Below are 23505 nucleotides of genomic sequence, written 5' to 3'. Positions count from 1 at the left end.
AGCGAAGCTAGGCTAGGTGTGTGGGAGGCCTTTTTCATTAAATCTCATCCATCATACTTACGTTGAAAATAAAAAAGATTGTAGAAAAACATGAGTTTCTCTACAATCTGACACCATAAGAGGTGCCTTCTTTGATCCAGATATGAAATTAAGCTTTTGTTCCACCCATGTGTTGTTGAGCGTAAGATACAAGACGTTTTGTGATTTCTCCACCAACTGAACCGTTTGCACGAGCTGTCGTTTCTGCTCCAAGGTTTACACCAAATTCAGAAGCGATTTCGTATTTCATTTGATCGATTGCTTGCTCTGCTCCTGGAACTAGTAATTGATTTGAACTATTAGAATTTGCCATGATGTGAATCCCCTTTATATATATGATTTGGTTGGGTTTGCTGGAATCGCACCAGCGAAATGATCAAGTCATTTGCCACTTGGCGAAACCCAATGCAGTAACTGCTTTGTACTATGTATTATGGTTATTTGTGAAGAAAACATACGAAAAAAGGACATGGTAAATGTTGTGTCGACATACAAAAAAACATCACCCAAATAATGAGTGATGGTGCTCTCTTTATTCAGCTGAGCGAATGCGCAGCTCAGTATCAATATCGAAGAAGTGCGCTTTATTCATATCAATGGCAAGCGGTATAGATTGACCTGCCTGAATATCCGTACGAGAATCAACACGTGCAATAAACGATTGACCATCGAGAGAAGAATAAAGCATTGTTTCTGCTCCCATTAATTCAGCCACTTCTACGTTTGCATCAATTTTTGTTTCTTCAGATGCCTCTATAAACACAGGCTCATCATGGAAGTCTTCTGGCCTGATGCCAAGAATGACATCCTTTCCGATATAACCTTGACTACGTAATACCTTCATCTTTCCTTCGGGTACACGAATGTGCGTTTTTCCAACTGCGATGGCGCCGTCAGAAAGTTTTCCTGTAAAAAAGTTCATCGCAGGAGAGCCAATGAATCCGCCTACAAACACATTCTCTGGGTTCTCATACACATCCTTCGGCGCGCCCACCTGCTGGATAAAGCCATCTTTCATCACAACAAGGCGAGTAGCCATTGTCATGGCTTCAGTCTGATCATGTGTGACATAGATAAATGTCGTTTGCAGGCGCTGGTGAAGTTTAGAAATTTCAGCACGCATCTGAACACGGAGTTTTGCATCTAAATTTGAGAGCGGCTCATCTAAAAGAAAGACTTTTGCATCGCGCACAATCGCTCGGCCAAGTGCAACACGCTGTCTTTGACCGCCAGACAGTGCTTTTGGTTTTCTGTCTAAATATTGTTCAAGCCCTAATATTTTAGCCGCATTTCGAACCCGCTCATCAATTTCAGATTTAGGAAACTTCCGCAGCTTTAATCCAAAAGCCATATTATCGTACACATTCATGTGAGGATATAATGCATAGTTTTGGAAAACCATTGCGATATCCCGGTCTTTTGGTGCTACGTCATTCATCCGTTTACCGTCTAGCAGAAAGTCCCCTTGTGAAATTTCTTCAAGACCTGCAATCATGCGAAGGGTTGTTGATTTTCCACAGCCCGATGGACCAACAAACACAATAAATTCTTTATCCTGTATATGTAGATTAAAGTTGTCTACTGCTGTTACCTTGTTATCGTACACTTTATAAATTTGATTGAGCATCATTTCAGCCATAGATGATAGCCTCCCAGTCCCTTTTTGAAAGCGCTTTACTTATAAGTAAAGTGTATAAAATGGGCAAGAGTCTGTAAATGGACAACGTGCACAACATCTTATTTTCATTTTTGGGCAGGATGCTCACGTCCTCCGTTATTTATGAAAGATCGAGAAGACTCATCATAAGGTAAGCAGCCGATGCTTCTGAAAAATGTCGTATATCTAGACCTGTGCGCTCAATAAATTTATCGATCCGATATTGAAGGCTGTTTCGGTGAACATATAAAGCTTTTGCTGCCTGCGATGCATTTAAATTACATTCCATATAGGTCATAAGGGTGCGATAAACATCCCGATCAAAGACCGTTTCTTTAAACACATCAGAAATAGCGTCAGAAACCACAGAGGCATCATAACGAATGAGAGATGGCAGACATTGATAAAATGTAGCAACCCCTGACCTAAGCTTGCCTCGCTGCATATGCCACAAAAAGAGCTGATGTTCATTTAACAATCTCATCTGTAAATGGTCATTTGGCAAGTGCAGCTGTCCTTGTAAAAAGACAGAGTCTGTTAAAAAATCACTTGTGATGGCCTGAGACAAATCATTTAACTGATCTAATTGACCATTTTCTGACGTGGCGTTTGTTTGAATCAGCATAGCTGTGTCAGCGTCTGTCCATATGATTTGAGTGCATTCGAGGCTGCTATTCACAGCCTCTTTTATTTGCTGTCTTTGTTCTGCTTGATGGTCCATTTTAAAATAATGAACACGGACGGGATGGTGGACGATTAATGGTTTGTTTTCAAAAAGATAGCTGTACCATTTCTGTTCATCCTCAGTCTGCTGCGTATGAGATAGATCAATTGGTGTAAGGAAAGAATTGAGAAGAAGTGTTTCTCTTGCTGTAAGCGCCGTTTTGTCTACTCCAAATAGTTCGCCTTCGTCCGTTTGATACCAAAGAAACTGTTTGTCATTTGTTGGTGAACTGATGATATGGTGTCCGTAAACAAGCTTTAACTTTTCTAACATGGCGAGGCTCCTTAAATAGTTTAATCATAGACATGGAATAGCATTAATTCGTGGATTTCTTCTTTTAGGGTTGGTTCGACTTCATGAGGCGGAAGCTGGGAGCCCCATTCAATATCACCCGTTTTGTGGTAGATGCCTTCATAGTGCGCACCATTGTGAAAGAAGGATATTTTCCAGCCTGGCAATTGCGCTTTCTTAAAGAGAGGTTTCCATTGAAAATGAGAAATCATATCATCATTGCCTCCTTGCTTTTATTGATGAAACAATAAATAAACACGACAATACGGAAACAACCTTGAACTTGATTTTATTGTATCTCATCTGATGAAAAGAGCATAGGAAAAGCATAGATTTCAGAACCGACACGCGAGACGAAAAACAATCAATAGACGTTCGCGTGGTCTGTAGTTGTGAGTGCTGTTTGTGAAAGGTAAGACGCGTAATCCACAATTCTTTTCCCGATCAGCCATTCTGATTTTTTCAAGGACGCATGCTGGAAAATCTCACGGCCTGGGCGAGAATTGGCTTCAAACATCCAGATTGCGCCTGTGTGATCAATGCCTAAGTCAAAACCAATTTCACCAATATGGCCGGGCATATTTTCGTCTATCACCTGACTAAGCGTGATGGCAGTATGAGAAAGCTGTTGCAAAATCTGCAAACGCTTCTTCTCTTCAGGAAAGACATCATAGAGTGTTTTGACCGATCCTCCGTGTAACTGATGGGTCGTGACTGTGTGATTTCCTGAAACTTTTGCCGCTGCTGCCGTGACTGTCCAATGACCATACTTATTTTTATTCGTATGAACTCTGAAATCCAGCGGTTGATTGTCTATATGCAGAAGTTCAATGCCTTGTTGGGCAATAATTTCATGAATGACGCAATCTTTTCGCAGCTGTTTGACGAAATGGTCTACTGAATCATATGAAATGGACTTCCCTTTATTCGAACGTACAGTGATTTCGTTTTCCGCATTCTTTAACTGATAAATACCGTCTCCATGACTTCCGTTTGTCGGTTTTAAGTAAATGACATGATGCAGATGGAGGAGTGTTTCTATTTTACTTAGAGCGTCCACAGGCTCTAATTGTATGGAATGTGGCAGAAAGGACAATGTTCGTTCATCTGTTAAAAGTTGCTCATGTACATGCCATTTATTAAAAAAATAAGGGTTGAACCAAGGGATCTCGTAGTCTTGAGTGAGTTTCCGCTTTGTTTCTTGAATGAAAGCCGACTGAGTAGCCTTTCTACTAGGAAGCCGGTCGTAAACAACTGACGGCAGAGGGAGTTGTTTTTTAACCCATCTTTCCTCTTGATAGAGCATTCCTTCTACTATTCCTTTTTCCCAATCAATAGAATGAGTACCAAAAAGATATGCAAAACCAGCATGTTGTTTGCAGGATTGCAGCAGCTTGATAAAAAAATCTGATCTTGCTCCTAATGGCTGCGTACTTTGCTCAAAACCTGCGGTGAAAATGCCAATCAGTGGCCCTATAAAGAGTGTATGGTCAGCGATGATGACATCAGCTTTTGATTGGTAAGGAATCAGTAAATCGATGTATAGATCTTTCGATAATAAAATTTTATGTGTTTGTTGATGGTAGGAAATGGTGAAGTCGTCTACTAAACGAGACCCCAAAGCAAGAGAATAGATTGCATTCTGCTGTTTAAAATGGATGGGAAGATGAATTGTTTTTTCACTTGTGAGATGAGGGACGATGATGCAGCGATTTCTGTTCATAAGAAGCCTCCTTCGGTTGAGACATCATAAATTGTGCATGTTGAAGAATGAATCGGATCAATTGATTTTCCTTTTCAGGGTAAGCCTTTAAAAGAGCCGATCGCCCTGGCTTTGATCTTATATTTGATATGAAAAGTCTGCCTTCATTTGTATGAAGTAAATCTACAGCGAACTCAAAGCATGGAAAGTAGGTTTTATCTACATATGCTGGGAGAGATGACTGAATGGATACAATATCATCTAATAGGAGCTCTTTGATGTGTGGCTGCAATGAATGTAAGTAGTGGTCAAAGCCTACCACATGATTTGAATTTTGTGCATTGCTTAAAAGGCTATTTTCCACAGGTGATTTTGTGTGAATCCCCATGCTATTCCATTGATTTTGTGAATCTTTCATAAGAAAAACTCTAATTTCATTGAATAAAAAATCTTTTTGATCATTCGTGTTAAAAAATTGAAGAAAATATCGGCCTACAAACTTTTTGCACCAGCGTTCAACTTCTGATGGACGAGAAAATGTGATGACCTGCTTGGAACTTAGCTGAACAGTGAATGTTGTTTTGTCTTTTAAGGAAATGAAGTAAGTAGATGCTGCTTGCTGTTGAGAGAGCGGCTGCATTTTACAATATCCGCCCCTCCTTACCATATTGAGCAGGTCCGAGGGCTCTTTCAATAATGAGCATACAGGTAAATATGGCTGTAAAGAAGGAAGGAGACGGAGCTGCTCGAATAGCACCATTTTATTTGGGATTCCAGTATTCAAAAAAGTTGTTTTTGGATACTTTTTTAGCCATTCCATGATTGGTTTTGCTTTTTTCGATTGTGCGTCATGCTGGTAAAGACATCGATCGTAAATCAAGTCTGGAATTTGAAATTCTGCTGCTGCAAACCCTTTGTCATTCGTATATTTTTGACCTTGTATCAAATTCGAAGCAGGCTTTAAATCAAGAGGTGTAAAACGAACAACCTCTAAATCAAAAGAAGAGGCAGCTTTGGCGAGCTGACGTGTGAATGCCTCTTCATGCTGCGGAGAAAGGGCCACAATACCTAACGTTGATGTCATTAAAAAACACCTTCTTTTCAATTTCATTTTTTACCATCAGAAAAACACTTTTTCATGATTTTACAGAAACCTTGCGCTCCTTTATCATTACGACAGATTGCTTTATCATATGTCTCGCTGCATGCTTCATTTGCTTGGAATCTTGACAACAACTATAATACGTATAGATCAAAACAATAAACATCGGGTGTTGTTTGAAAGGTAGATGACGACTTTGAATATATTCACAACGTTTATCTTTATGATTGTTATAGGAGCAGTCATAGGAGCAGCGACAAACCATCTTGCAATTAAAATGCTTTTTCGTCCTTATCAGCCATATTACTTATTTGGAAAACAGCTCCCATTCACACCAGGGCTCATTCCTAAAAGAAGAGATGAAGTAGCCAAGCAGGTTGGTGTCATGGTTATGGAGCATTTGCTCACGCCAGAAGGTATTCAAAAACGAATTGAATCATCGGAGGCAAAGCAAGAGATCATGCATACAGTCCATCAATATATTGACAGGGGCGCTGATATGGAGATAACAGTGCTCTCCTTGTTAGAAAGATTTGGCGTTCCGCAGGCTGACGTAAAAGCAGATGAATGGCTCCATCAGTGGTCTGATCAGAAGCTCGGTTCACTGCTTGAAAAATATGATCAGCAAATTTTATTTGAATGGCTCCCTTCGGAAGTGGAAAATAAAATCTCTTCAAAAATTCCAGATGCAGCAGATTATATTTTAAAGAGGGGCATTCATTACTTTGAAAGTGAAGAAGGAAAAGCAAGACTTGGCAATATGATTGATGATTTCTTAAAGGAACGAGGAATGCTTGGCAGTATGGTCCAAATGTTTCTTGGGAATTCAAGCTTAATTGACCGTGTACATCCTGAAATTATCAAGTTTTTAAAAAATGCAGAAACAAAAAGGTTTTTATCAGATTTGCTTGTTCAAGAATGGGACAAGGTAAAGCAGTTTTCTCTTCATGAGCTTGATGAAAAATGGAATGTGAAGGAGCTTGTATTTAGTGTGAAAAGACAATTGCTATCCCATTTCTCAACAAAGCTGATGTTAGACAGACCAGTTGGAGCTTATGTCAGTGCTGTAGCGGATGATCTCAAAACACAATTTGCGCCAGTGCTGATTGATAAGGGGATTAAAGCGGCATCGAATGCTTTAGAGGGTCTGCTCGCCAAGCTTCAATTTGAAGAAATCATTCGTGAGCAAATTGAACTTTTCCCACTTGAAAAAATGGAAGAGCTTGTGATCAGCATCTCCAGTAAAGAGCTCAAGATGATTACCTTTCTAGGTGGTCTTTTAGGCGGAATGATTGGCGCTATCCAAGCTATTTTTGTCACGCTATTCTAAGACAAGCTAAAGAAATTTTGATGAATTCATTGTATATATGTGAAACGAAAGCCATAGTTTGTTATAGTGGAGTGGTGTCCGCCGATCATATCGGTGATAACGGATAGAAAGGAGACATAACATGTCTGTAAATGTTTATGATGTTGCATATGACCTTGAAAAAGCACTGCGTCATAGCGAAGAATATTCAACTTTAAAAAATCTTTATGATGAGGTAAACGCGGATGAGTCCTCTAAAAGAATGTTCGAGAACTTCCGTGACATTCAAGTAAACCTTCAACAAAAACAAATGACTGGTCAAGAGATCACCCAAGAAGAAGTGGAGCAAGCTCAAAAAACAGTTGCACTTGTTCAGCAGCACGATAAAATCTCTCAGTTAATGGAAGCAGAACAACGTGTGAGTGTTCTTATCGGTGAATTAAATAAAGTTATCATGAAGCCTCTTGAAGAGCTTTATGGCAATCCAGAAGAAAATTAATGGAAAGGGCGATGAAATTCGCCCTTTTTTTATTTAACATGTCCCCCTGCTCAACTTTTTAAAAAAAGGTTGTCGAAGCTCATAAATTCTGCGATAATACTTATATTGAAAGTGCTTTCAAATGGGCGCTCTCAAGGGACAATTGGGTGCGTTTCACTTGGGATTTGCGGCGATCAGCCAAATGAGAGAGAAGCGCTTCTGGGAGAAACGCAAAGCATAAGGGGATCTGATATAAGCAATGCTTTGGTGTGTGAAAGATAAGGGGATCATGGGGAGCTTCATCACCTCATTGTGACGCATCCAAACCATACATAAAAAAAAGCCTAGGGGTAGGCTTTTTTTATTTACCGTTGATTCATCAAGCAGGGGTTGTTTCAACTGCATGTTCTAAAGCACCAAGCTAGGGCATATCCTCATCTTAAGTACAGTCATCAAGAAGGGGGATGCCTCAGTGTCAAAAAAACTACTAGCACTCAATATAGATGGAACGTTACTTCGTTCCAATGGAAAAATTCATTCCGCTACAAAAGAAGCTGTGGAATATGTAAAGAAAAAAGGGGTTTATGTGACGATTGTCACCAATCGGCATTTTCGGGCAGCACAAAAAATCGCCAAGGCGTTGAAGATTCCAAATTCAACTCTTGTGACGCATAGTGGTGCTTTTATCGCTGATAAACTCGATGAGCCGCTGCATGTGAAGAAATTAACGGAAGAAAAAACATTTAATCTTGTGCAAATTCTTGAAAGCTTTGATTGTAATGTCCGCTTGCTGCATGAAAAATTCTCTATCGGCAACCGGAAAAAAACACAGTCTCAACTGATGGGAAAGACGTTGATCCATCCGTCTGATCCGATTTTTTATCCCGTTCAATTTGTAGAATCGTTAAGTGATATGCTGATGGATGAACCGGTCAGCACACCAGTGATTGAAGTATATTCGACCGCAGAGCTTCAGCCTGAGATTTACAAGACCATTCAACAAGCATTCCCATCTGTCGATCTCATTAGGATCAGTGATGAGAAAGTGAATATCGTATGCAAAGGGGTTTCAAAAGAAGCAGGACTTTCTCTTTTAAGCTCAGCGCTAGGTTTTACTTTAGAAGATACGGTCGTCATCGGCCACGGGCCAGATGACATTCCAATGCTTGAGTTAGCTGGCTTAGGTGTCGCTATGGGAAATGCACCTCATTCGGTTAAGCGTAAAGCCGATTGGGTGACACGGTCTCACGATGAACAGGGCGTCGCTTATATGATCAAAGAATACTTTAGAATGCAGCAAAGGGAAGGCTTTTTACATCAATTCGATATTAAACGATAATACGGTGAAGACCCTGTCCATCAAGAAATGACAGGGTCTTCATCTATTCCCTTCATTGCTTTTCCTAGATGAATTTTGTAAAATGAAACAAGTTTGAAGATAAAGGTGATACGATGCGAATGTTAATTAAAGGGCTGTCAGATGAACGATTTCATCGCCCGCTTGTCAATATAGCAAACTTATTTGAAGAAGATAGTGAAGTGCTGTTTGATCCAGACGAACTGGATGATGGTTTAGTGATAGCGTTTAGCTGGAAAGAAGAACGAGGAATGATTGAAGCATCTGGCCACATCGCTGGATCAGAAATAAACAGTCGTTTTACAAGAGATGTGCCAGAGGGCTTAAACGATAAGGAGCGCTGGAAGCAAATCAAAAACACAGTGCTGTCTGTTTATTTACACCTGCTTCAGGAGCATACAGGAATGACGCAAAAATGGGGGATTCTCACCGGGATACGCCCTACGAAATTACTTCACAAGATGCTAAGAGAAGGCATGACAAAGGAAGAAGCACATGCGGCGTTAAAGCGTGATTACTTGATTCATGATGAAAAAATTGATTTGATGCAGGAGATTGTCGACCGTCAGCTTCAAGCGATTCCAGATTTGTATGACCTTCAGCAGGAAGTGAGTATTTATATTGGCATTCCTTTTTGCCCAACAAAATGTGCTTATTGCACGTTCCCTGCTTATGCCATTAAAGGACAAGCTGGAAGAGTGGGAACGTTTCTGTTCGGTCTGCATTATGAGATGCAAAAAATGGGCGCATGGTTAAAAGAACACGGGATCAAAGTGACGACCGTTTATTTTGGCGGAGGCACGCCAACGAGTATCACAGCGGAAGAAATGGATTTGTTGTATGAAGAAATGTATCGCTCGTTCCCTGATGTGAAACATATACGGGAAATCACTGTCGAAGCAGGACGTCCTGATACGATTTCGCCTGATAAGCTAGAGGTGCTAAACCGCTACAATATTGACCGGATTAGCATCAACCCGCAATCATATGAGAATGAAACACTGAAAGCCATTGGCCGGCACCATAGTGTGGAAGAAACGATTGAAAAGTATCATTTATCAAGACAGTACGGCATGAATAATATTAACATGGACTTAATCATTGGTTTACCTGGAGAAGGGCTAAAGGAATTTCAGCACTCCTTGCAGCAGACTGAAGAACTAAGGCCTGAATCTTTAACCGTGCATACACTTTCCTTTAAAAGAGCGTCTGAGATGACGCGCAATAAAGAGAAATATCAAGTGGCAGACCGTGACGAAATCACACGTATGATGAATGAAGCGGTCGCTTGGACGAAAGAACATAAATATCATCCATATTATTTATATAGACAAAAAAACATCTTAGGGAATCTCGAAAATGTTGGGTATTCATTAGATGGACAGGAAAGTTTGTATAATATCATCATTATGGAAGAAGTCCAGACGATCATTGGCATTGGATGCGGCGCAGCCAGTAAATTTATTGATCCGCAATCAGGAAAAATTACGCAGTATGCCAATCCAAAAGATCCAAAAACGTATAATGATCGCTATGAGCACTATACGGAAGAGAAAATTCAATTCCTTGAGTCATTATTTGTTTCTCACGTTTAAACACTGCGGTGACGCAGTGTCTCAGATTGTTGACAAAGGGCTAAAATGATCTTTATTTTAGCCCTTTGTCTTCTTTTCAGCGTGATATGAAAACCCTTGAAGTCTAGGAAGGACGAGTACCGGAGCGGAGCGAATTTGACATTCGTGAGCACCGGAACGCAGGACTGACACCGAATGCGAGGGTTTGTCTACAAGCTGAAAGGGCCCTTTATTCGGGGCCCTTTTGGTTAAATGGTTGTTTCTTTTTTCACTTTTGGTTTTTCTGTTTTCCATTTGAAGATTTTGTTTAGGATGTGATAGATGCGCTTAGATTCTTTCGTTACAAGGGGTCCTAAAATCGCAAGGATTAAGACATATAATGCAGCAAATGGCTTCAATGTAGCGGCAAGCCCGCCTGCAATGCCAAGCTCAGCTACGATGATTGAAAACTCTCCTCTTGAGACGATGGTTAATCCAATATTAGAAGAGGCTTTATAAGAAAAACCAGCTCTCCTTCCAGCGAACATACCGGCAGTGAAGTTCCCAATTAAGGTGAGAATCACAGCGCCGATCGCAAGCCAGAAGGCGTCTCCTAATGTAAATGGATCAATACTCAGACCGAAGCTGAAGAAGAACATCGCCCCAAAGAAATCTCTAAATGGAACAACGAGATGTTCGATGCGGTCAGAATGCTCTGTTTCTGAGAAAACAAGGCCAAGTAAGAGAGCACCAATTGCCTCTGCTACATGGATCGTCTCTGAGAAACCAGCGACAAAGAACAAAGCGGCAAAAATCACAATGATGAACACTTCGTTCGAACGGATATCGAAAAGCTTGTTTAATCGTTTTGGCAGCTTACGCGCGATGATAAAGAAAAGCATCATATAACCAAAAGCGATTAAAATAGATAATAAGGCACCGCCAACAGATGTGGCATCTCCAAGGACAAGACCTGATACGACGGATAAATAAACGGCGAGGAAAATATCCTCGAACATAATAATTCCAAGAATTAACTCTGTTTCAGGGTTCGCTGTCCGTTTCAAATCCACAAGGACTTTGGCAACAATAGCACTAGATGAAATGGTGATAACTCCTGCCATAATGAGAACTTCGAGGAATCCAAATCCTGTCATAAAACCATAAAGCAGTCCTAGGCTAAAGTTGATTAAAATATAAATAGATCCGCCGACTGCAATGGATTTGCCCGATTTCATGAGCTTTCCGACAGAGAACTCAAGTCCAAGGTAGAAAAGAAGGAACAAGACACCCATTCTACCAAAAAACGAAATAATTTCCGTGCTTTCGATAAATTTCAAATCAATGATCCCGATGGTCGGAGCGTGCGGACCAACAATCATTCCGAGGACGATGAGAAAAGGAATGATAGAGAATTTAATTTTATTGGCAATCAAGCTGGCAATGGCGATGAGAATCAGCGCCGTCCCAACTTCAAAGACTAAATGATCCATTCATCACTCTCCCCCTCTAGAAAGAAAATCACGTATCAATCGCTTCAAGTGTTTTCTTTCGCCTGAAATGACCATCGTATCATTTGCTTGAATAATCGAATCAGCACCCGGGTTGAGTAATTTTTCATTTGTATGTTTAATGATCGCAATCACGGTTACTTCATAATTTTGTCTCACATCTAAATCACCGAGTGTATGTCCAACCGCTTTTGCGCCTTTTTCCACCTTAAACCATTCAATGATCAAGTCATTGAAGGCCATTTCAATGGTTTCAAGTGCCTGCGGCTTATACACCATACCGCCGATAATAGCAGCGATTTGCCGGGATTCAGCATCATCGAGAGAAATGGTGGACAGAACTTCATCTGGATCATCATCGTCAAAGCGATAAATCTCCCGTCTGCCATCATCATGAATCACAATCGTCATCTTTTCTCTATTTCTCGTTTCAATTTCAAATTTCTTTCCGATCCCTGGAAGATCATTTTCTTTAATGTTCATTTTATCCCTCCGAATATGATAGGTTGTGTTTTTCATATAGTGAATATGGATGAAATAAAATGAATCAGTAGAGGTAATTTGATTGACACATAATGGGGATCGCACACTTCATTTCCAAAAAACATAGATCAATGGATAATGCTGTTGATGGAGCACGCTTTAAAAGAAAAGCTTTTGAATCAACCATTGATAATCTGTGCTTTAACAGAATAGATGAGGCATGTTTTTTTGAAAATGGAGGTGTCTTCACTGCGTTTATTTCTTCATCATAGATGGATGGAGAAATAAAATTGGGTGTGCTCGCTTCTGCCTGTGAAGCAAAAACGACATTTGAAAAGGGAGAAAACATGACGATGAAGCTAACCAATATGAGTATGGAACGCCTTATCAATCATCCTCCCCCTTTCAAATCATTTTTTCTTTCTCATTTTTACTATATAAAAATATATTTCTTGTTTCAACAATTATGCTTATTTTAGTATCAATTGATCTTGAAATTTTTTATTCAGAGGAAAAGGAATTACTCGATGGAAAGGGAAGTAAGTCATAAGCTGATAAGAAAGAGGGGAATGGATGATGACATATATCAATTGTCAGTTAGACGGGGATATTTTTGAAATCGTTTTCAATAGGTCTGAAGCTTATAATTCATTTCATGTTGACATGTTTGCTGAATTCAAAGAGGCGTGTGATACAGCAGGGGAAAGCAGTGCAAAAATCGTTGTGATCAAAGGAATGGGAAAAGGGTTTTCGGCCGGCGGAGATATTGGAATGATGCTAAAGCAGGATCGTGAAGAAGATTTTCATCGTGTGATGGATTTGATCGAGGGAATTACACTATCTCTAGCCCGAATGAAAAAAGTGACGATTGCGCTTGTCCACGGGGCAGCGGCGGGCCTTGCTTTTAGCTTTGCTCTAAGCTGTGATTATTTGTTTATGCATCAGGATGCAAAACTCGCCATGAATTTTAATGGAATAGGGTTAATTCCAGATGGCGGAGGGCATTTTTTCCTCACAAAAAGAGTAAGTGAACAAACTGCCAAACAATTGATTTGGAGCGGACAAAAGCTGTCGGCTCAAGAAGCGCTCGAGCTTCGTCTCGCAGATGGCGTGTTTCAGGATGAGGTCGATACGTATCAAAAAATGTGTGTGAAGCCGTTTATAAACATGCCGCTTCAAGCTTTTATTGAAACAAAGATGATCTATTTCCAGCAGTCAGAATCACAGCTGTTAGCAGTTCTTCAAAAGGAGCGGGCGGCACAGGCAAGATTGAGGCAAAGTCATGATCACAAGGAAGGCATCCAGGCCTTTTTAGAAAAAAGACGTCCTGTGTTTCAGAAAGTATAAACGAATGTGAGGCCGGCGAATGCCGGCTTCAGCGTGTAGACAAACCCTCGCATTCGGTGTCAGTCCTGCGTGCCGGTGCTCACGAATCTCAAATTCGCTCCGCTCCGGTACTCGTCCTTCCTAGACTTCAAAGGTTTTCTATCACGCTGAAAAGAAGACAAAGGGCTAAAATAAAGGTCATTTTAGCCCTTTGTTAACAATCTGAGGCCGGCGAATGCCGGCTTTTTTAACGTTCAAATAAAAGAAGCTTGCCTGCATTATTAACGAGCCGATGAGAATGCTTCGTGTATTGCTGTTCGATTAAGCGATGACGCCCTAATTCCTTCGCCTTTTCATCACTATCTGTTGTGATTTTTTCATTTAATAAGGTCTCACCTGACCGATCAAACACGGTTAAAAAGTATGTTTTTTCCATTCTTCATCTTCCTTTCCTCTGTTTTTTAATGTAATTAAACAAGGGAAAGACAAAACCTCTTTTTTGCCTTTAAAAATGTGTTTTTTAGAAAGAGAGTGATAGAACGTGCATTCGCAAAAATGGCGTGATAAAATATGGACAACTACAGTATCGGACAAGGAGATAGACGTTTGACTAAGCTCACCTTTATTCATGCCGCAGATCTTCATTTAGACAGTCCATTTGCGGGAATGTCGCATATACCAAGCCAAATATTTAAGCGGCTTAAAGAAAGTACATTTCAAAGTGCCAAGAACATGTTTGATCTCGCCATTGATCGAGCAGTAGATTTTGTGCTGCTGAGCGGAGATTTATTTGATGAATCAAATCGCAGCCTGAAAGCACAGCTTTTTTTAAGGCAGCAGTTTCTAAGGCTGCAAGCACACGGGATTGAAGTCTTTATTATTTACGGTAACCATGATCATTTAGGCGGTGAATGGACACCGATTGAGTGGCCAGAGAATGTTCACGTTTTCTCGAGTCATACGCCAAGTGAGCAATCTTTTTATAGAGGGGATCAGCTTGTCGCAAGTATTTATGGGTTTAGCTACAAAGAGCGGGCTGTCTATGAAAATATGACATCTCATTACATTAAAACGACAGATGCTGCCTATCACATTGCCATGCTTCACGGCACATTAGCGGGTCAAGAAGGACATGATGCGTATGCGCCATTTCAGCTTCAGCAGCTCCTTTCGCGGGATCTCGATTATTGGGCGCTTGGACATATTCATAAGAGAGCCCTTCTCCATGAAGACCCATTTATTATTTATTCTGGCAACATGCAGGGCAGACATATAAAAGAAACGGGAGAGAAAGGCTGTTACTTTGTTCACCTCTCCGAAGATTCTGAGACAGCGGAGTTTATTGGGTGTGCAGATGTCATCTTTGAGACATTGACAATAGACATCACAGAAACGGTTCATATGACGGACCTGGTGACGCTTGTAGAAAGAAAGATCAGTGAACTGAAAGAGCAGGGTGTTCCTCATTTTGTGAAAATTGAATTGACTGGTGATGCGCCTGCTTACTTTGAGCACACGCAGCTTGAGGTGCTTGAGGAGCTGATGGCTGTTCTTCATGAGCAAGAAGAAGATGAAGACGTGTTCGTTTGGGTGATGTCTATTGACTGCCGAACAAACGAGGATGTCGTCTATCCAGAAGATTCCTTTTTGAAAGGACTAACATCAGTAATTGCACAGTTTGAGGCATATGAAGAGCTGCTCTCACCGATCAAGCGTCACCCAACCTATAGGAAGTCAGGGAAAGTTCTCACAAAAGAGGACGAAGTGGATATAAAAGAAGAAGCACAAAGATTGCTGACAGAACAGCTGAAGCAATTATGAGAAAAGGAGAGGCATGATGAAAATACGTTCACTCCATATTGCGAATTTCGGGAAATTTTCAAATCGAACCTTTCACTTTTCTGATGACGGTTTTCAGCTAGTTTATGGCCTGAATGAATCGGGGAAAACGACATTGAAGGCGTTTATTGAATCGATGTTATTTGGTTTTTCAAAAAGCAAGATGTATAAGCCGAAGCAGGGGTCTTTTTATGGTGGATCTCTCACTTGTGTAGATGAGGAGTTAGGTGTCATTCATATTGAGAGAACGTCCGATCAAGGCGGTCAAGCACAGGTGTTATTACGAAATGGTGAAGTGAAAGACGAAGCTTTTCTACGCACTATTTTAAAGGGAACGGACCGCAGATTATTCCAATCGATTTATTCATTTGATGTGTTTGGCCTGCAAAATGTCCAAGCCTTAAACCAAGATCAAATCGGTGAATTTCTACTCTTTTCAAGTTTATTTGGTTCAGATGCGGCCTCCAAGATGGATAGCAGGCTGCTAAAGCTGCAGGAGCAGCTATTTAAACCAAATGGGCGCAAGCCGGAATTAAACCAGCAGCTTGATCGTTTAAAAGAGCTGACAGGCCAGCTGAAACATGCCAAATTGGTAGAAGGCCGTTATGCCGAAAAGAAACGGGAGCATTCTGAATTAACGGAGAGTATAGAAAAGCTTCAAAATGAAATGAAACAGGCAGAAGAAAATATTCATCAACTGACGGAACACATTCGACTGTATCCCATGATAGAGAACAAGGTGGAGCTAAAAAAAGAATTGGCGCATTATCCAGAAAGAGTCAAACGATTTAAACAAGAAACAGAGCATGAACTTGATAAACTAGAATCACACCTTCACCCGAAAAAAGCGCAATTGACGGCACTGAAGCAGAAATTAGATCAATTGCAAACCTCGCTGGCCCAAATGCAACCACTCTATGAAAATGATACGTTAATGAAGATGAAACGTGTCGTCGATGAATCGTCTGAGGCTGAGCTTATGATGAAGCGCTTAGCAGAAGGTAAAGCAGAGCGTGATTCATTGAAACAAAAAATAGAAGAAGCGACAGCGAAGCTGAGGTGGCAGCGTCCAATTAAGCTGGATCAGATTGATGACTCACTTGATTTTGAGTGGGAATTAAAGGAGGCTGTCAGCCAATACGTTCGTTTAATGGACAGAAAAGCGCAGCTGGATGACCGATTTGATCACGCAAGACATGAGCTAGAAGAAGCGGAAACCGCTCTAAAAGGATTAAAGGAACAGCAGGTCAGGCAGCAGGGCACAGAAGATGTCAGAGGAACAAGAACGAAAGAGAAGCAGGTTCATTCCCGGGCGTGGTTATTCCCGGTCATGTTTATGTTTGATGCGGTGATCCTGCTCGTATTATTCTTTTTAGCAGAGTGGTGGGTGACATTACTCTTTGCAGTGTTTTCTGTTTTTGTCTTCATTGCCATTTATCCATTCATTAAACTTTCTCAAATGAGGCGAGGAAGCGGCGGAGAGACCTCTGATTCCTTTCAGGTTCAAGCAGCTTCAGCTGCAACGCTTGTGAGGCAAAAGGAGCTTCTGTACGAAAGAATCATCCGGCAATATGAAGACTGGGAGCTAGAGCTGGAACCGGTCCAACAGCAAGTAGAGGAAATGAAAAGACAGCTGGGCTTGTCCTCAGAGCTTTCTTTCCTCGTAGAAGCCTTCCATATCCTGAAACAATTAAAAACGAATACAGCAGCATATGAGGAGCTTACTCGGGAAATAGACGTGCTCGCCGACCAGCATTCAATCTACGAGCGTAGAGTATTAGCGTTAAGCAGCATACTTCAAAGAAATGAAGGAACCATTCAAGAGAACATCTCAGCCTTTCAAGAGATATTGAAAGATGAGGCGAAAAGAGAAAAAGAACGCCAGGCATTGAACGTATCCATTCAACATGTGGAGCAGCAGCTGACAACGCTAGAAGGGGAAATTCAATATTACGAAAAACAAATTGGCGAGCTTTTTCGTCAAGTAGAAGCGGAGTCAAAAGAAGATTACCAAGTACTTTCCCATCTATCTAAAGAATACCGGGAGCGGCTGTACAATTTGCAGCAGCTGAACCAAGAGCTGAACAGAAGCGGCAGTTTTAATGAGGAAGAATGGATTGCTCGGAAAGGATTACGCCTCCTTGAGGAGGAATGCGAAGAAGCGAAGAAGCATCTACATGACATTCAACTGAACTTGAGGAATATGGAAAAGCGCTTAGCAGAACTAGCAGTGGACATCCGGCAAATAGAAGCTTCAGGTACGGTGTCTGATTTGACTCATCAGCTTGCAGCCGAGCAGGAACATGCAAAGCACTTTGCGAAAAAATGGGCAGCTATTCAGCTTGTCCGCTCCGTCATTCGAGAAAAATTGAATGAACATAAAGAAACAAGGCTGCCAGCGCTCCTTCAAAGAGCTTCCAGCTTTATTCAGCCGTTAACAAATGATCGATATGAAGCCATTTTATTTTCAACCGAAGATGACCGGCTGATTGTAAAAAGGATGGATGGACGAATATTCCGCCCAGAGGAGCTTTCGCAGGCAACATGTGAACAAATCTATCTCGCGATTCGTTTTGCGCTCGCTTTGTCTCATCAGCAAGATTGTCAGCTCCCATTTATGATGGATGACAGCTTCGTTCATTTTGATCATGTTCGCCTAGGAAGAGTGCTGGAGATGATGAATGAAATGACTCGTTTTGAGACACAGCTGTTTTATTTCACCTGTCATCATCATATGAAGCAAGCAGCAGAAGAGAGCCAGATTACGAGTTTAGCAGTTGAATGATTGACAAATAATGACTTATGTTATACTTATATGAGCAGAAATATGGAAGGAGCTTTTATTGAATGGCTAAAGGGATCATGACCTATGATGTCGGCGAACAAGTTGACCTGCATTTATTAATTAAATCATCTACTAAAGGGATTGCGAGTAATGGCAAACCATTTTTAACATTAATTCTTCAAGATCAAAGTGGGGATATTGAGGCGAAGCTATGGGATGCAAAGCAGAATGATGAACTCACATATGCCGCGCAAACCATCGTGAAGGTAGTAGGTGACATTCATCATTATCGCGGGAGGAATCAGCTGAAGCTTAGGAATATACGCCCTGTTGCTGAAAACGAGCAAATTCGAATTGATGATTTTCTTGAAACAGCTCCTATTCCAAAACACGATATGATGGATACGATTATGCAATATATCTTTGATATGAAAAACCCTAATATTCAGCGTGTCACACGGCATTTGCTGAAGAAATATGGACAGGAATTTGCTGATTATCCAGCAGCGACAAAAAATCATCACGAATTTGTCTCAGGTCTCGCCTATCACGTGGTGTCCATGCTGCATTTAGCGAAATCAATTGTTGACCTATATCCATCATTAGATCGAGATCTTTTATATTCTGGCATCATTCTTCATGACTTAGGGAAAGTAAAAGAGCTTTCAGGTCCAGTCTCAACCACATATACAGTTGAAGGGAACTTAATTGGTCATATTTCCATTATGGTGACAGAAATTGCGAAAGCCGCAGAAGAGCTTGGTATTGATTCAGAAGAAATTCTGATTTTACAGCATTTAGTGCTGAGTCATCACGGAAAAGGAGAGTGGGGCAGCCCTAAACCACCAATGGTGAAGGAAGCCGAAATTCTCCACTATATTGATAATCTAGATGCGAAAATGAACATGATGGATCGTGCGCTTGAGCATGTGAAGCCAGGAGAATATACAGAACGTATTTTTGCACTAGAGAATCGTTCGTTTTATAAACCAACCTTTCATGATAAATAACAATGTCAAAACGTCCGTTTCATGCGGGCGTTTTTTTCATAACTTGTCTTCTTTTCGCATAAGCATATAACACAAAGGAAGAGAGAGATGTCCTGAAAAAAGGAGGCGATGAAAAGATGTTGTTTTTTCCGTGGTGGGTGTATGCATGTATGATTGGCATTATTTTTTGTGCATATCAATTAATGACGACAGCCAAAGAGGAGCAAGAGATTGATCAATCCTTTATTGAAAAGGAAGGAGAAATTTTTATCGAGCGAATGGAACAGGAAAGAGAGCGCAGACGTCAGGATCAGCAAGTGAATAGATCACAGGAAACAGCGAAACATGAGGATCATTCGATTGCTTAAATATCTCTTCATACAAAACCCCCTCTGCTTGATGAGTGCAGAGGGGGTTTTTGTGATTATTGGTTTTGGTTCGGTGCTGTTTGTTGAGATTTTTCTTTGAACGTGTTTTGAAGTTCTTTGTCTTTTACTTTCACATCAGCGTCTTTTACCAATTTGTTTAAGATCGTTTGGATTTCATTTGTGTCTGCTTGTTTTTGATCAAGCAGTTCTTTTTTCAAGTCCGCTTTCATGTCATCGTATTTACCGCGTTCCTCGGTCTTTTTGATGATATGGTAGCCGAATTGTGATTTTACTGGTTTACTGATTTCATTTACTTTTAGTTTAAAGGCAGCTTTACTGAAGTTCTCATCCATTTGGCCTTCTTTTGCAAACCAGCCTACATCGCCGCCTTGGGTTGCTGAAGCCGTGTCAGTTGAATATTCAGACACAAGGGCATCCCATTTTTCACCTTTATCTAATTTCTTTTCCACTTCATCAGCTGTTTTCTTATCAGCTACTAAAATGTGGCTCGCGCGGATTTTCCCTTTTAGGTCATCGTAATACGCTTTTACTTCTTTATCAGTGATTTTGATGTTAGCTTTGGCAGCCTTTTGAGTCAGCAGCTCATATTTTACTTGATCTTTGATGTAATCTTTTCCGAATTCATCTTGAAGTTGTTTTAAACGATCTTCACCAAGTGTCTTTTTATATTCTTCCATTTTCTTATCAATTTCTTTATCTGATACTTTGTATTTGTCAGCAAGAACCTTTTGTTGAACAAGTAGGTTTAAAGCATCTCCACCTGCTTGTTTCTTAAGAGTTGTATAAAGCTCTTCTTTTGTGACATCTCCTGATTTTGTTGTTGCGATGACATCTTTATCACCGCTACTGCATGCGCCAAGAGTTAAAACACTTACTGCTGTTACAGCTGCTAAAGCTATTTTTTTCATTCAAAAAACACTCCTAATCTTTCCAATTTATTTATCATTGCTTGTATCATAACATATTGTGACACGCTGTAAAAAGAATTGCAAATGGGAGGGCATTCGTCTAGTCAAAAATTTGCGCGCCACATACACATATAGTGATCACAAAAAGGAGGCTGAATTATATGGGAGCAGGATATTCTAATGGGTTTGCTTTATTGGTCGTGCTATTCATTTTGCTGATCATCGTTGGTGCAGCATATCTTTACTAATTAAATCGCTGTTACAGAAAGGAGCCGTCCTGCCATGCGTGCGGGCGGTTCTTTTATAAAACGATGACAGGTGCCTAAACGTTTTCAATTTACCTGCATACACTGAGCTTAGAACAGAGGAAGAACTGGCAGGAGGTGTTTTCATATGGGAGGAGAAGTCTTTGCTGGCGGTTTTGCACTAGTCGTCGTGTTATTCATCTTATTGATCATTATCGGTGCATCTTGGATTTGCTAATGGGAAATAGAATACAAAAAGCTGCCCTCATACAGGCAGCTTTTGCTTTGATCTTAAATAGAAATGGTAATTTCAACAAATGATGAGATAAGTAAGATCAGTATCGATACATTGATAAAGCGAAACACCTTATCTTGCCGTTCTTCAGGAATCTCTCTGACAAGGCATAATGTATTAGTAAGCCTGTTTATTGAATACACAATAAACGCGGCAAAGACGATGAAGTAGAATAAAACTATCGGAGATCCCCCCTCTCTATGCTATTCCCATACTACATTACCAAATTTTTTATGAAAAAGATAGAAGTTGGCTTTAAAAACCTCATGATGAGGAAGTTTGGTCAACTAAAATATCAAACTCGTCTTGGGCTTGATCGATGATACAGGATTTTGGTGCTTTTAGCAGCTTCCATGCAAATAAAAAATCAGGCAAACAATAGCCTGCATGAATACTTGCGATGATGATAAAATAGTGTGCGTACATTGGAAACGCCATGCCTAAAAAAAAGTAAACAGGTGAGATGACACAAAACGGGCTGAGCAGTGAGAAAAGCATCACTCTCTTTGGCACGCGCCGCCAGCAATTTCGTTTAAATAACGTCATTTTTTTCTTGTTTTTCATCACTGGAATCAAGTGAACCACACGGTGGACAAGCAATGTCGCAAGTAAAAGCACAGCAAAAAGCGGTGCATTGTGACTGCTTAGTCTCGTTTCAGGATGAGTCAGTTGAAAACATAAAAATGCCATAATGAAAAAAAGTACAGCAAGACTTATGGCTGAAATTATCATTCTCGTATAACCATAATCCTTTTCAAGATTAATGGTCTTCCAACAATTCATTTTCATCCTTCCAATCTAAAATCTAATTGAATATCTCCAGATAATTTACTCTTCCTGAGGATAAAAATCAATGGTTTTTATGAAAAAAAATAAAATGTTGTATTCATATGGAATAAAGAGAGGAAACTTTGGATTTTTCAAGAAAAAAAGACATAAGGGGGAGGTTCGTCTCTTTCATCAATGAGTCATTTCGGCTAAAATAGAAAGACTAAGAGAAAGAGGGAACGTACATGAGTATTGAGGAACGAATGAGCCAGCTCGAATATTATATGGAACTTTTACTGACGGCGACAGATATGAGCCGTTATCCATATTATGCGCTATTGATCCGGCAGCGTGTATCGAAAGAAGAAGCAGAGGATATTGAGCGTATTTGTGCTGAGCTTTCAGATGAAATGGACAAGCAAAAAGCACAAGGCTATGTCATGTTTGACGATCTCCTTGCGCTTTTTGCGGGACAGTTAATCGAAAAGCTGGATGTTCATGAGACAATATTTGCTTTACATGATCAAGGGCTGTTTCAGCCGTTAATGAATGAATTTATAAAGATCATTAAACAATTTGATTTGATTTAGCCGCTTTTTCTGCTGCCTCAGCTGAGGCTTCAAGTTCCTCAGGCTTTTTCGTGATTTTTCCACGCTCATTCAAAAAGTCCTTCTCAATGTTTGAAAACGATTTCTCAAAAATCTCCATGAAGTCCTCACCATAAATGTTTCGGATAATACACATCATTTCTAAAATTTCAGGGAACTTTCCGTAAATGTCATGAAGCGGCTGTGCGCCTTTGACAATACCAGTTCGGGCCGGGTCGAAATCTTCGAGTAGTTTATGGAATGTCTCTTCGCCTTTTGGCGTTAGCTCAATATACGTATTGCGTTTATCGTTTAACTTTTTAGAAAATTTCAAAAATCCTCTTTCTTCCAGTTTTTTGGAGAAGTTAAACGCAGTTGATACATGCATGACGCCAAACTTTGCAATTTCTGATATTGAAGCTCCTTTTAATTGATACGCAATCCACAAAATATGATGTTCATTAATATTCAGGTTATACGGTTTGATCCACTGCTGCCAGTCTTTCTCAATGGATTTCCAAAGAGCTTTGCTCAATTGGGCCATTCTTTGACTGAATAAAAGTGCTTCTTTTACATCGAAAGGCTGTTCCGAATGATTCATCCATTTCACCTACTTCTCTTTTTCTTGTAATTCTATTATGCCAATAAAATAAAGATTAATAAAGCTGAAAATTCAAGAATTTTTAAAAGTCATGAAAAACATTGACAAAATAACCTTTTTTCAACAAAAAAAGTGCGGGATACGCACCCCGCACACTTTTGTAAACGAATATTTATTTGTGAGTATATTAGTTTTGTAAGGTTTTCTCCAGTTGTTTGAGCTTTTCCTCAATTTCCTGAATTTCCTTTTGTAAGTCCTGCTGATGAGGTTTGATTTCTTCGCGCCATTGCTGAATAGATGTTTGCAATTCAGTCCCAACCTCTTTAATGACTTCTGCACTTTCTTTTGCCGTTTCAACAATTTGCTCTTTTAAAGCTTGTCCGTCTCTTTTTAATCTTGTCAGCGTATCTTCGAATTTGTCATAGCTGTCTTTCATCTTTCCGCGTACATCTCTGCCAGAAGAGGGAGTCGTCAGGAGCACTGCCGCACCTCCGAGGAGACCGCCTACAAATAATCCTGTTAATAAAGAACGTCCACTAGCCATTCAAATCACCTCTAGTCAAATTT

27 protein-coding genes are annotated in these 23505 nt (G+C 40.3%); 12 read left to right on the top strand and 15 right to left on the bottom strand.

Annotated features, from left to right (window positions below; translation table 11 throughout):
* Positions 1-148: 148 nt before the first annotated feature.
* The 6 genes from ACSLGF_RS11450 to ACSLGF_RS11425 all read right to left on the bottom strand — a co-directional run bounded on the left by ACSLGF_RS11450 (position 149) and on the right by ACSLGF_RS11425 (position 5497).
* Entirely contained in the window at positions 149-352 is a 204-nt protein-coding gene (locus tag ACSLGF_RS11450; protein WP_003210761.1) for an alpha/beta-type small acid-soluble spore protein, read from the bottom strand.
* A gap of 219 nt (positions 353-571) precedes the next feature.
* Positions 572-1678, bottom strand: coding sequence for an ABC transporter ATP-binding protein (locus ACSLGF_RS11445; RefSeq protein WP_456005455.1), 1107 nt, complete (start codon positions 1676-1678; stop codon positions 572-574).
* A gap of 139 nt (positions 1679-1817) precedes the next feature.
* Complete coding sequence (locus ACSLGF_RS11440) at positions 1818-2693, bottom strand: helix-turn-helix domain-containing protein (protein ID WP_456005453.1); 876 nt, start codon at positions 2691-2693, stop codon at positions 1818-1820.
* Positions 2694-2713: 20 nt separating this feature from the next.
* Positions 2714-2923, bottom strand: a complete 210-nt coding sequence (locus tag ACSLGF_RS11435) for a YheE family protein (protein WP_003211787.1) — start codon at positions 2921-2923, stop codon at positions 2714-2716.
* Positions 2924-3075: 152 nt separating this feature from the next.
* Positions 3076-4434, bottom strand: coding sequence for a YheC/YheD family endospore coat-associated protein (locus ACSLGF_RS11430; RefSeq protein WP_456005450.1), 1359 nt, complete (start codon positions 4432-4434; stop codon positions 3076-3078).
* A complete protein-coding gene (locus ACSLGF_RS11425) occupies positions 4391-5497 on the bottom strand; it encodes a YheC/YheD family protein (protein WP_456005448.1) in 1107 nt (368 codons plus the stop codon). Before ACSLGF_RS11425 ends, ACSLGF_RS11430 begins: the two co-directional genes overlap by 44 nt.
* Before the next feature lie 214 nt (positions 5498-5711).
* On the opposite strand from ACSLGF_RS11425, the gene ACSLGF_RS11420 reads away from it, so the two are divergent.
* Both ACSLGF_RS11420 and ACSLGF_RS11415 read left to right on the top strand, forming a co-directional pair.
* Complete coding sequence (locus ACSLGF_RS11420; RefSeq protein ID WP_456005446.1) at positions 5712-6845, top strand: DUF445 domain-containing protein; 1134 nt, start codon at positions 5712-5714, stop codon at positions 6843-6845.
* A 121-nt stretch (positions 6846-6966) separates the two neighbouring features.
* Positions 6967-7323: a YlbF family regulator gene (locus ACSLGF_RS11415; protein WP_012009440.1), complete on the top strand. Its 357-nt coding sequence runs from the start codon at positions 6967-6969 to the stop codon at positions 7321-7323.
* Positions 7324-7476: 153 nt separating this feature from the next.
* Here the strand turns inward: ACSLGF_RS11415 and ACSLGF_RS11410 are convergent, their stop codons facing one another.
* A complete protein-coding gene (locus ACSLGF_RS11410) occupies positions 7477-7707 on the bottom strand; it encodes a hypothetical protein (RefSeq protein ID WP_456005443.1) in 231 nt (76 codons plus the stop codon).
* Positions 7708-7774: 67 nt separating this feature from the next.
* Between ACSLGF_RS11410 and ACSLGF_RS11405 the strand changes: the two genes are divergently transcribed.
* Both ACSLGF_RS11405 and ACSLGF_RS11400 read left to right on the top strand, forming a co-directional pair.
* Positions 7775-8641, top strand: a complete 867-nt coding sequence (locus ACSLGF_RS11405; protein WP_456005441.1) for a Cof-type HAD-IIB family hydrolase — start codon at positions 7775-7777, stop codon at positions 8639-8641.
* 113 nt (positions 8642-8754) lie between these two features.
* Positions 8755-10254: a coproporphyrinogen III oxidase gene (locus ACSLGF_RS11400; RefSeq protein ID WP_456005438.1), complete on the top strand. Its 1500-nt coding sequence runs from the start codon at positions 8755-8757 to the stop codon at positions 10252-10254.
* 227 nt (positions 10255-10481) lie between these two features.
* On the opposite strand, the gene ACSLGF_RS11395 is transcribed toward ACSLGF_RS11400, so the two are convergent.
* Together ACSLGF_RS11395 and ACSLGF_RS11390 are read right to left on the bottom strand one after the other, a co-directional pair.
* Entirely contained in the window at positions 10482-11705 is a 1224-nt protein-coding gene (locus ACSLGF_RS11395; protein ID WP_456005435.1) for a cation:proton antiporter, read from the bottom strand.
* 3 nt (positions 11706-11708) lie between these two features.
* Complete coding sequence (locus tag ACSLGF_RS11390) at positions 11709-12206, bottom strand: cation:proton antiporter regulatory subunit (protein WP_048238384.1); 498 nt, start codon at positions 12204-12206, stop codon at positions 11709-11711.
* Between the two features lie 573 nt (positions 12207-12779).
* On the opposite strand from ACSLGF_RS11390, the gene ACSLGF_RS11385 reads away from it, so the two are divergent.
* Positions 12780-13553, top strand: coding sequence for an enoyl-CoA hydratase (locus tag ACSLGF_RS11385; protein WP_456005432.1), 774 nt, complete (start codon positions 12780-12782; stop codon positions 13551-13553).
* A gap of 226 nt (positions 13554-13779) precedes the next feature.
* On the opposite strand, the gene ACSLGF_RS11380 is transcribed toward ACSLGF_RS11385, so the two are convergent.
* A complete protein-coding gene (locus tag ACSLGF_RS11380) occupies positions 13780-13968 on the bottom strand; it encodes a YhzD family protein (RefSeq protein WP_456005430.1) in 189 nt (62 codons plus the stop codon).
* A gap of 170 nt (positions 13969-14138) precedes the next feature.
* Between ACSLGF_RS11380 and ACSLGF_RS11375 the strand changes: the two genes are divergently transcribed.
* The 4 genes from ACSLGF_RS11375 to ACSLGF_RS11360 all read left to right on the top strand — a co-directional run bounded on the left by ACSLGF_RS11375 (position 14139) and on the right by ACSLGF_RS11360 (position 19513).
* Positions 14139-15353: a metallophosphoesterase family protein gene (locus tag ACSLGF_RS11375; protein ID WP_456005428.1), complete on the top strand. Its 1215-nt coding sequence runs from the start codon at positions 14139-14141 to the stop codon at positions 15351-15353.
* A 16-nt stretch (positions 15354-15369) separates the two neighbouring features.
* Positions 15370-18156, top strand: a complete 2787-nt coding sequence (locus ACSLGF_RS11370) for an AAA family ATPase (protein ID WP_456005425.1) — start codon at positions 15370-15372, stop codon at positions 18154-18156.
* A gap of 62 nt (positions 18157-18218) precedes the next feature.
* Positions 18219-19166: a 3'-5' exoribonuclease YhaM gene (yhaM, locus tag ACSLGF_RS11365; protein WP_456005423.1), complete on the top strand. Its 948-nt coding sequence runs from the start codon at positions 18219-18221 to the stop codon at positions 19164-19166.
* A gap of 116 nt (positions 19167-19282) precedes the next feature.
* Positions 19283-19513, top strand: a complete 231-nt coding sequence (locus tag ACSLGF_RS11360) for a sporulation YhaL family protein (RefSeq protein ID WP_456005420.1) — start codon at positions 19283-19285, stop codon at positions 19511-19513.
* Between the two features lie 56 nt (positions 19514-19569).
* On the opposite strand, the gene ACSLGF_RS11355 is transcribed toward ACSLGF_RS11360, so the two are convergent.
* Positions 19570-20442 carry a peptidylprolyl isomerase gene (locus ACSLGF_RS11355; protein ID WP_456005418.1) on the bottom strand — a complete coding sequence of 291 codons (873 nt, stop codon included), beginning with the start codon at positions 20440-20442 and terminating at the stop codon, positions 19570-19572.
* A gap of 161 nt (positions 20443-20603) precedes the next feature.
* On the opposite strand from ACSLGF_RS11355, the gene ACSLGF_RS11350 reads away from it, so the two are divergent.
* Positions 20604-20690, top strand: coding sequence for a YjcZ family sporulation protein (locus ACSLGF_RS11350; RefSeq protein WP_008361129.1), 87 nt, complete (start codon positions 20604-20606; stop codon positions 20688-20690).
* 145 nt (positions 20691-20835) lie between these two features.
* Positions 20836-20925 (top strand): YjcZ family sporulation protein, encoded by a 90-nt coding sequence (locus ACSLGF_RS11345; RefSeq protein ID WP_017360317.1) that lies wholly within the window; start codon positions 20836-20838, stop codon positions 20923-20925.
* 53 nt (positions 20926-20978) lie between these two features.
* Here ACSLGF_RS11345 and ACSLGF_RS11340 read toward each other — a convergent pair whose 3' ends face one another.
* Positions 20979-21164, bottom strand: coding sequence for a hypothetical protein (locus ACSLGF_RS11340; RefSeq protein WP_072368131.1), 186 nt, complete (start codon positions 21162-21164; stop codon positions 20979-20981).
* Positions 21165-21246: 82 nt separating this feature from the next.
* Positions 21247-21765: a DUF3267 domain-containing protein gene (locus tag ACSLGF_RS11335; protein ID WP_456005416.1), complete on the bottom strand. Its 519-nt coding sequence runs from the start codon at positions 21763-21765 to the stop codon at positions 21247-21249.
* A gap of 230 nt (positions 21766-21995) precedes the next feature.
* On the opposite strand from ACSLGF_RS11335, the gene ACSLGF_RS11330 reads away from it, so the two are divergent.
* Positions 21996-22340 (top strand): YhaI family protein, encoded by a 345-nt coding sequence (locus ACSLGF_RS11330; protein WP_230030962.1) that lies wholly within the window; start codon positions 21996-21998, stop codon positions 22338-22340.
* On the opposite strand, the gene ACSLGF_RS11325 is transcribed toward ACSLGF_RS11330, so the two are convergent.
* Entirely contained in the window at positions 22318-22938 is a 621-nt protein-coding gene (locus tag ACSLGF_RS11325) for an HTH-type transcriptional regulator Hpr (protein ID WP_456005414.1), read from the bottom strand. The genes ACSLGF_RS11330 and ACSLGF_RS11325 overlap by 23 nt on opposite strands.
* A 187-nt stretch (positions 22939-23125) precedes the next feature.
* On the bottom strand, positions 23126-23482 hold the full coding sequence (locus tag ACSLGF_RS11320) for a YtxH domain-containing protein (protein ID WP_191097981.1): 357 nt from the start codon (positions 23480-23482) through the stop codon (positions 23126-23128).
* Positions 23483-23505 lie beyond the last annotated feature (23 nt).

The organism is Bacillus sp. A015 (genome assembly GCF_053851875.1).
This window is presented reverse-complemented; position numbering and strand designations above follow the sequence as displayed.

Coding starts and splice junctions, on each gene's coding strand:
- ACSLGF_RS11320 (WP_191097981.1), bottom strand. CDS start 23,482: ATGGCTAGTGGACGTTCTTTATTAACAGGATTATTTGTAGGCGGTCTC.
- ACSLGF_RS11360 (WP_456005420.1), top strand. CDS start 19,283: ATGTTGTTTTTTCCGTGGTGGGTGTATGCATGTATGATTGGCATTATT.
- ACSLGF_RS11370 (WP_456005425.1), top strand. CDS start 15,370: ATGAAAATACGTTCACTCCATATTGCGAATTTCGGGAAATTTTCAAAT.
- ACSLGF_RS11355 (WP_456005418.1), bottom strand. CDS start 20,442: ATGAAAAAAATAGCTTTAGCAGCTGTAACAGCAGTAAGTGTTTTAACT.
- ACSLGF_RS11390 (WP_048238384.1), bottom strand. CDS start 12,206: ATGAACATTAAAGAAAATGATCTTCCAGGGATCGGAAAGAAATTTGAA.
- ACSLGF_RS11445 (WP_456005455.1), bottom strand. CDS start 1,678: ATGGCTGAAATGATGCTCAATCAAATTTATAAAGTGTACGATAACAAG.
- ACSLGF_RS11350 (WP_008361129.1), top strand. CDS start 20,604: ATGGGAGCAGGATATTCTAATGGGTTTGCTTTATTGGTCGTGCTATTC.
- ACSLGF_RS11380 (WP_456005430.1), bottom strand. CDS start 13,968: ATGGAAAAAACATACTTTTTAACCGTGTTTGATCGGTCAGGTGAGACC.
- ACSLGF_RS11430 (WP_456005450.1), bottom strand. CDS start 4,434: ATGAACAGAAATCGCTGCATCATCGTCCCTCATCTCACAAGTGAAAAA.
- ACSLGF_RS11450 (WP_003210761.1), bottom strand. CDS start 352: ATGGCAAATTCTAATAGTTCAAATCAATTACTAGTTCCAGGAGCAGAG.
- ACSLGF_RS11330 (WP_230030962.1), top strand. CDS start 21,996: ATGAGTATTGAGGAACGAATGAGCCAGCTCGAATATTATATGGAACTT.
- ACSLGF_RS11410 (WP_456005443.1), bottom strand. CDS start 7,707: ATGCAGTTGAAACAACCCCTGCTTGATGAATCAACGGTAAATAAAAAA.
- ACSLGF_RS11440 (WP_456005453.1), bottom strand. CDS start 2,693: ATGTTAGAAAAGTTAAAGCTTGTTTACGGACACCATATCATCAGTTCA.
- ACSLGF_RS11425 (WP_456005448.1), bottom strand. CDS start 5,497: ATGACATCAACGTTAGGTATTGTGGCCCTTTCTCCGCAGCATGAAGAG.
- ACSLGF_RS11400 (WP_456005438.1), top strand. CDS start 8,755: ATGCGAATGTTAATTAAAGGGCTGTCAGATGAACGATTTCATCGCCCG.
- ACSLGF_RS11395 (WP_456005435.1), bottom strand. CDS start 11,705: ATGGATCATTTAGTCTTTGAAGTTGGGACGGCGCTGATTCTCATCGCC.
- ACSLGF_RS11385 (WP_456005432.1), top strand. CDS start 12,780: ATGATGACATATATCAATTGTCAGTTAGACGGGGATATTTTTGAAATC.
- ACSLGF_RS11325 (WP_456005414.1), bottom strand. CDS start 22,938: ATGAATCATTCGGAACAGCCTTTCGATGTAAAAGAAGCACTTTTATTC.
- ACSLGF_RS11345 (WP_017360317.1), top strand. CDS start 20,836: ATGGGAGGAGAAGTCTTTGCTGGCGGTTTTGCACTAGTCGTCGTGTTA.
- ACSLGF_RS11335 (WP_456005416.1), bottom strand. CDS start 21,765: ATGAATTGTTGGAAGACCATTAATCTTGAAAAGGATTATGGTTATACG.
- ACSLGF_RS11415 (WP_012009440.1), top strand. CDS start 6,967: ATGTCTGTAAATGTTTATGATGTTGCATATGACCTTGAAAAAGCACTG.
- ACSLGF_RS11435 (WP_003211787.1), bottom strand. CDS start 2,923: ATGATTTCTCATTTTCAATGGAAACCTCTCTTTAAGAAAGCGCAATTG.
- yhaM (WP_456005423.1), top strand. CDS start 18,219: ATGGCTAAAGGGATCATGACCTATGATGTCGGCGAACAAGTTGACCTG.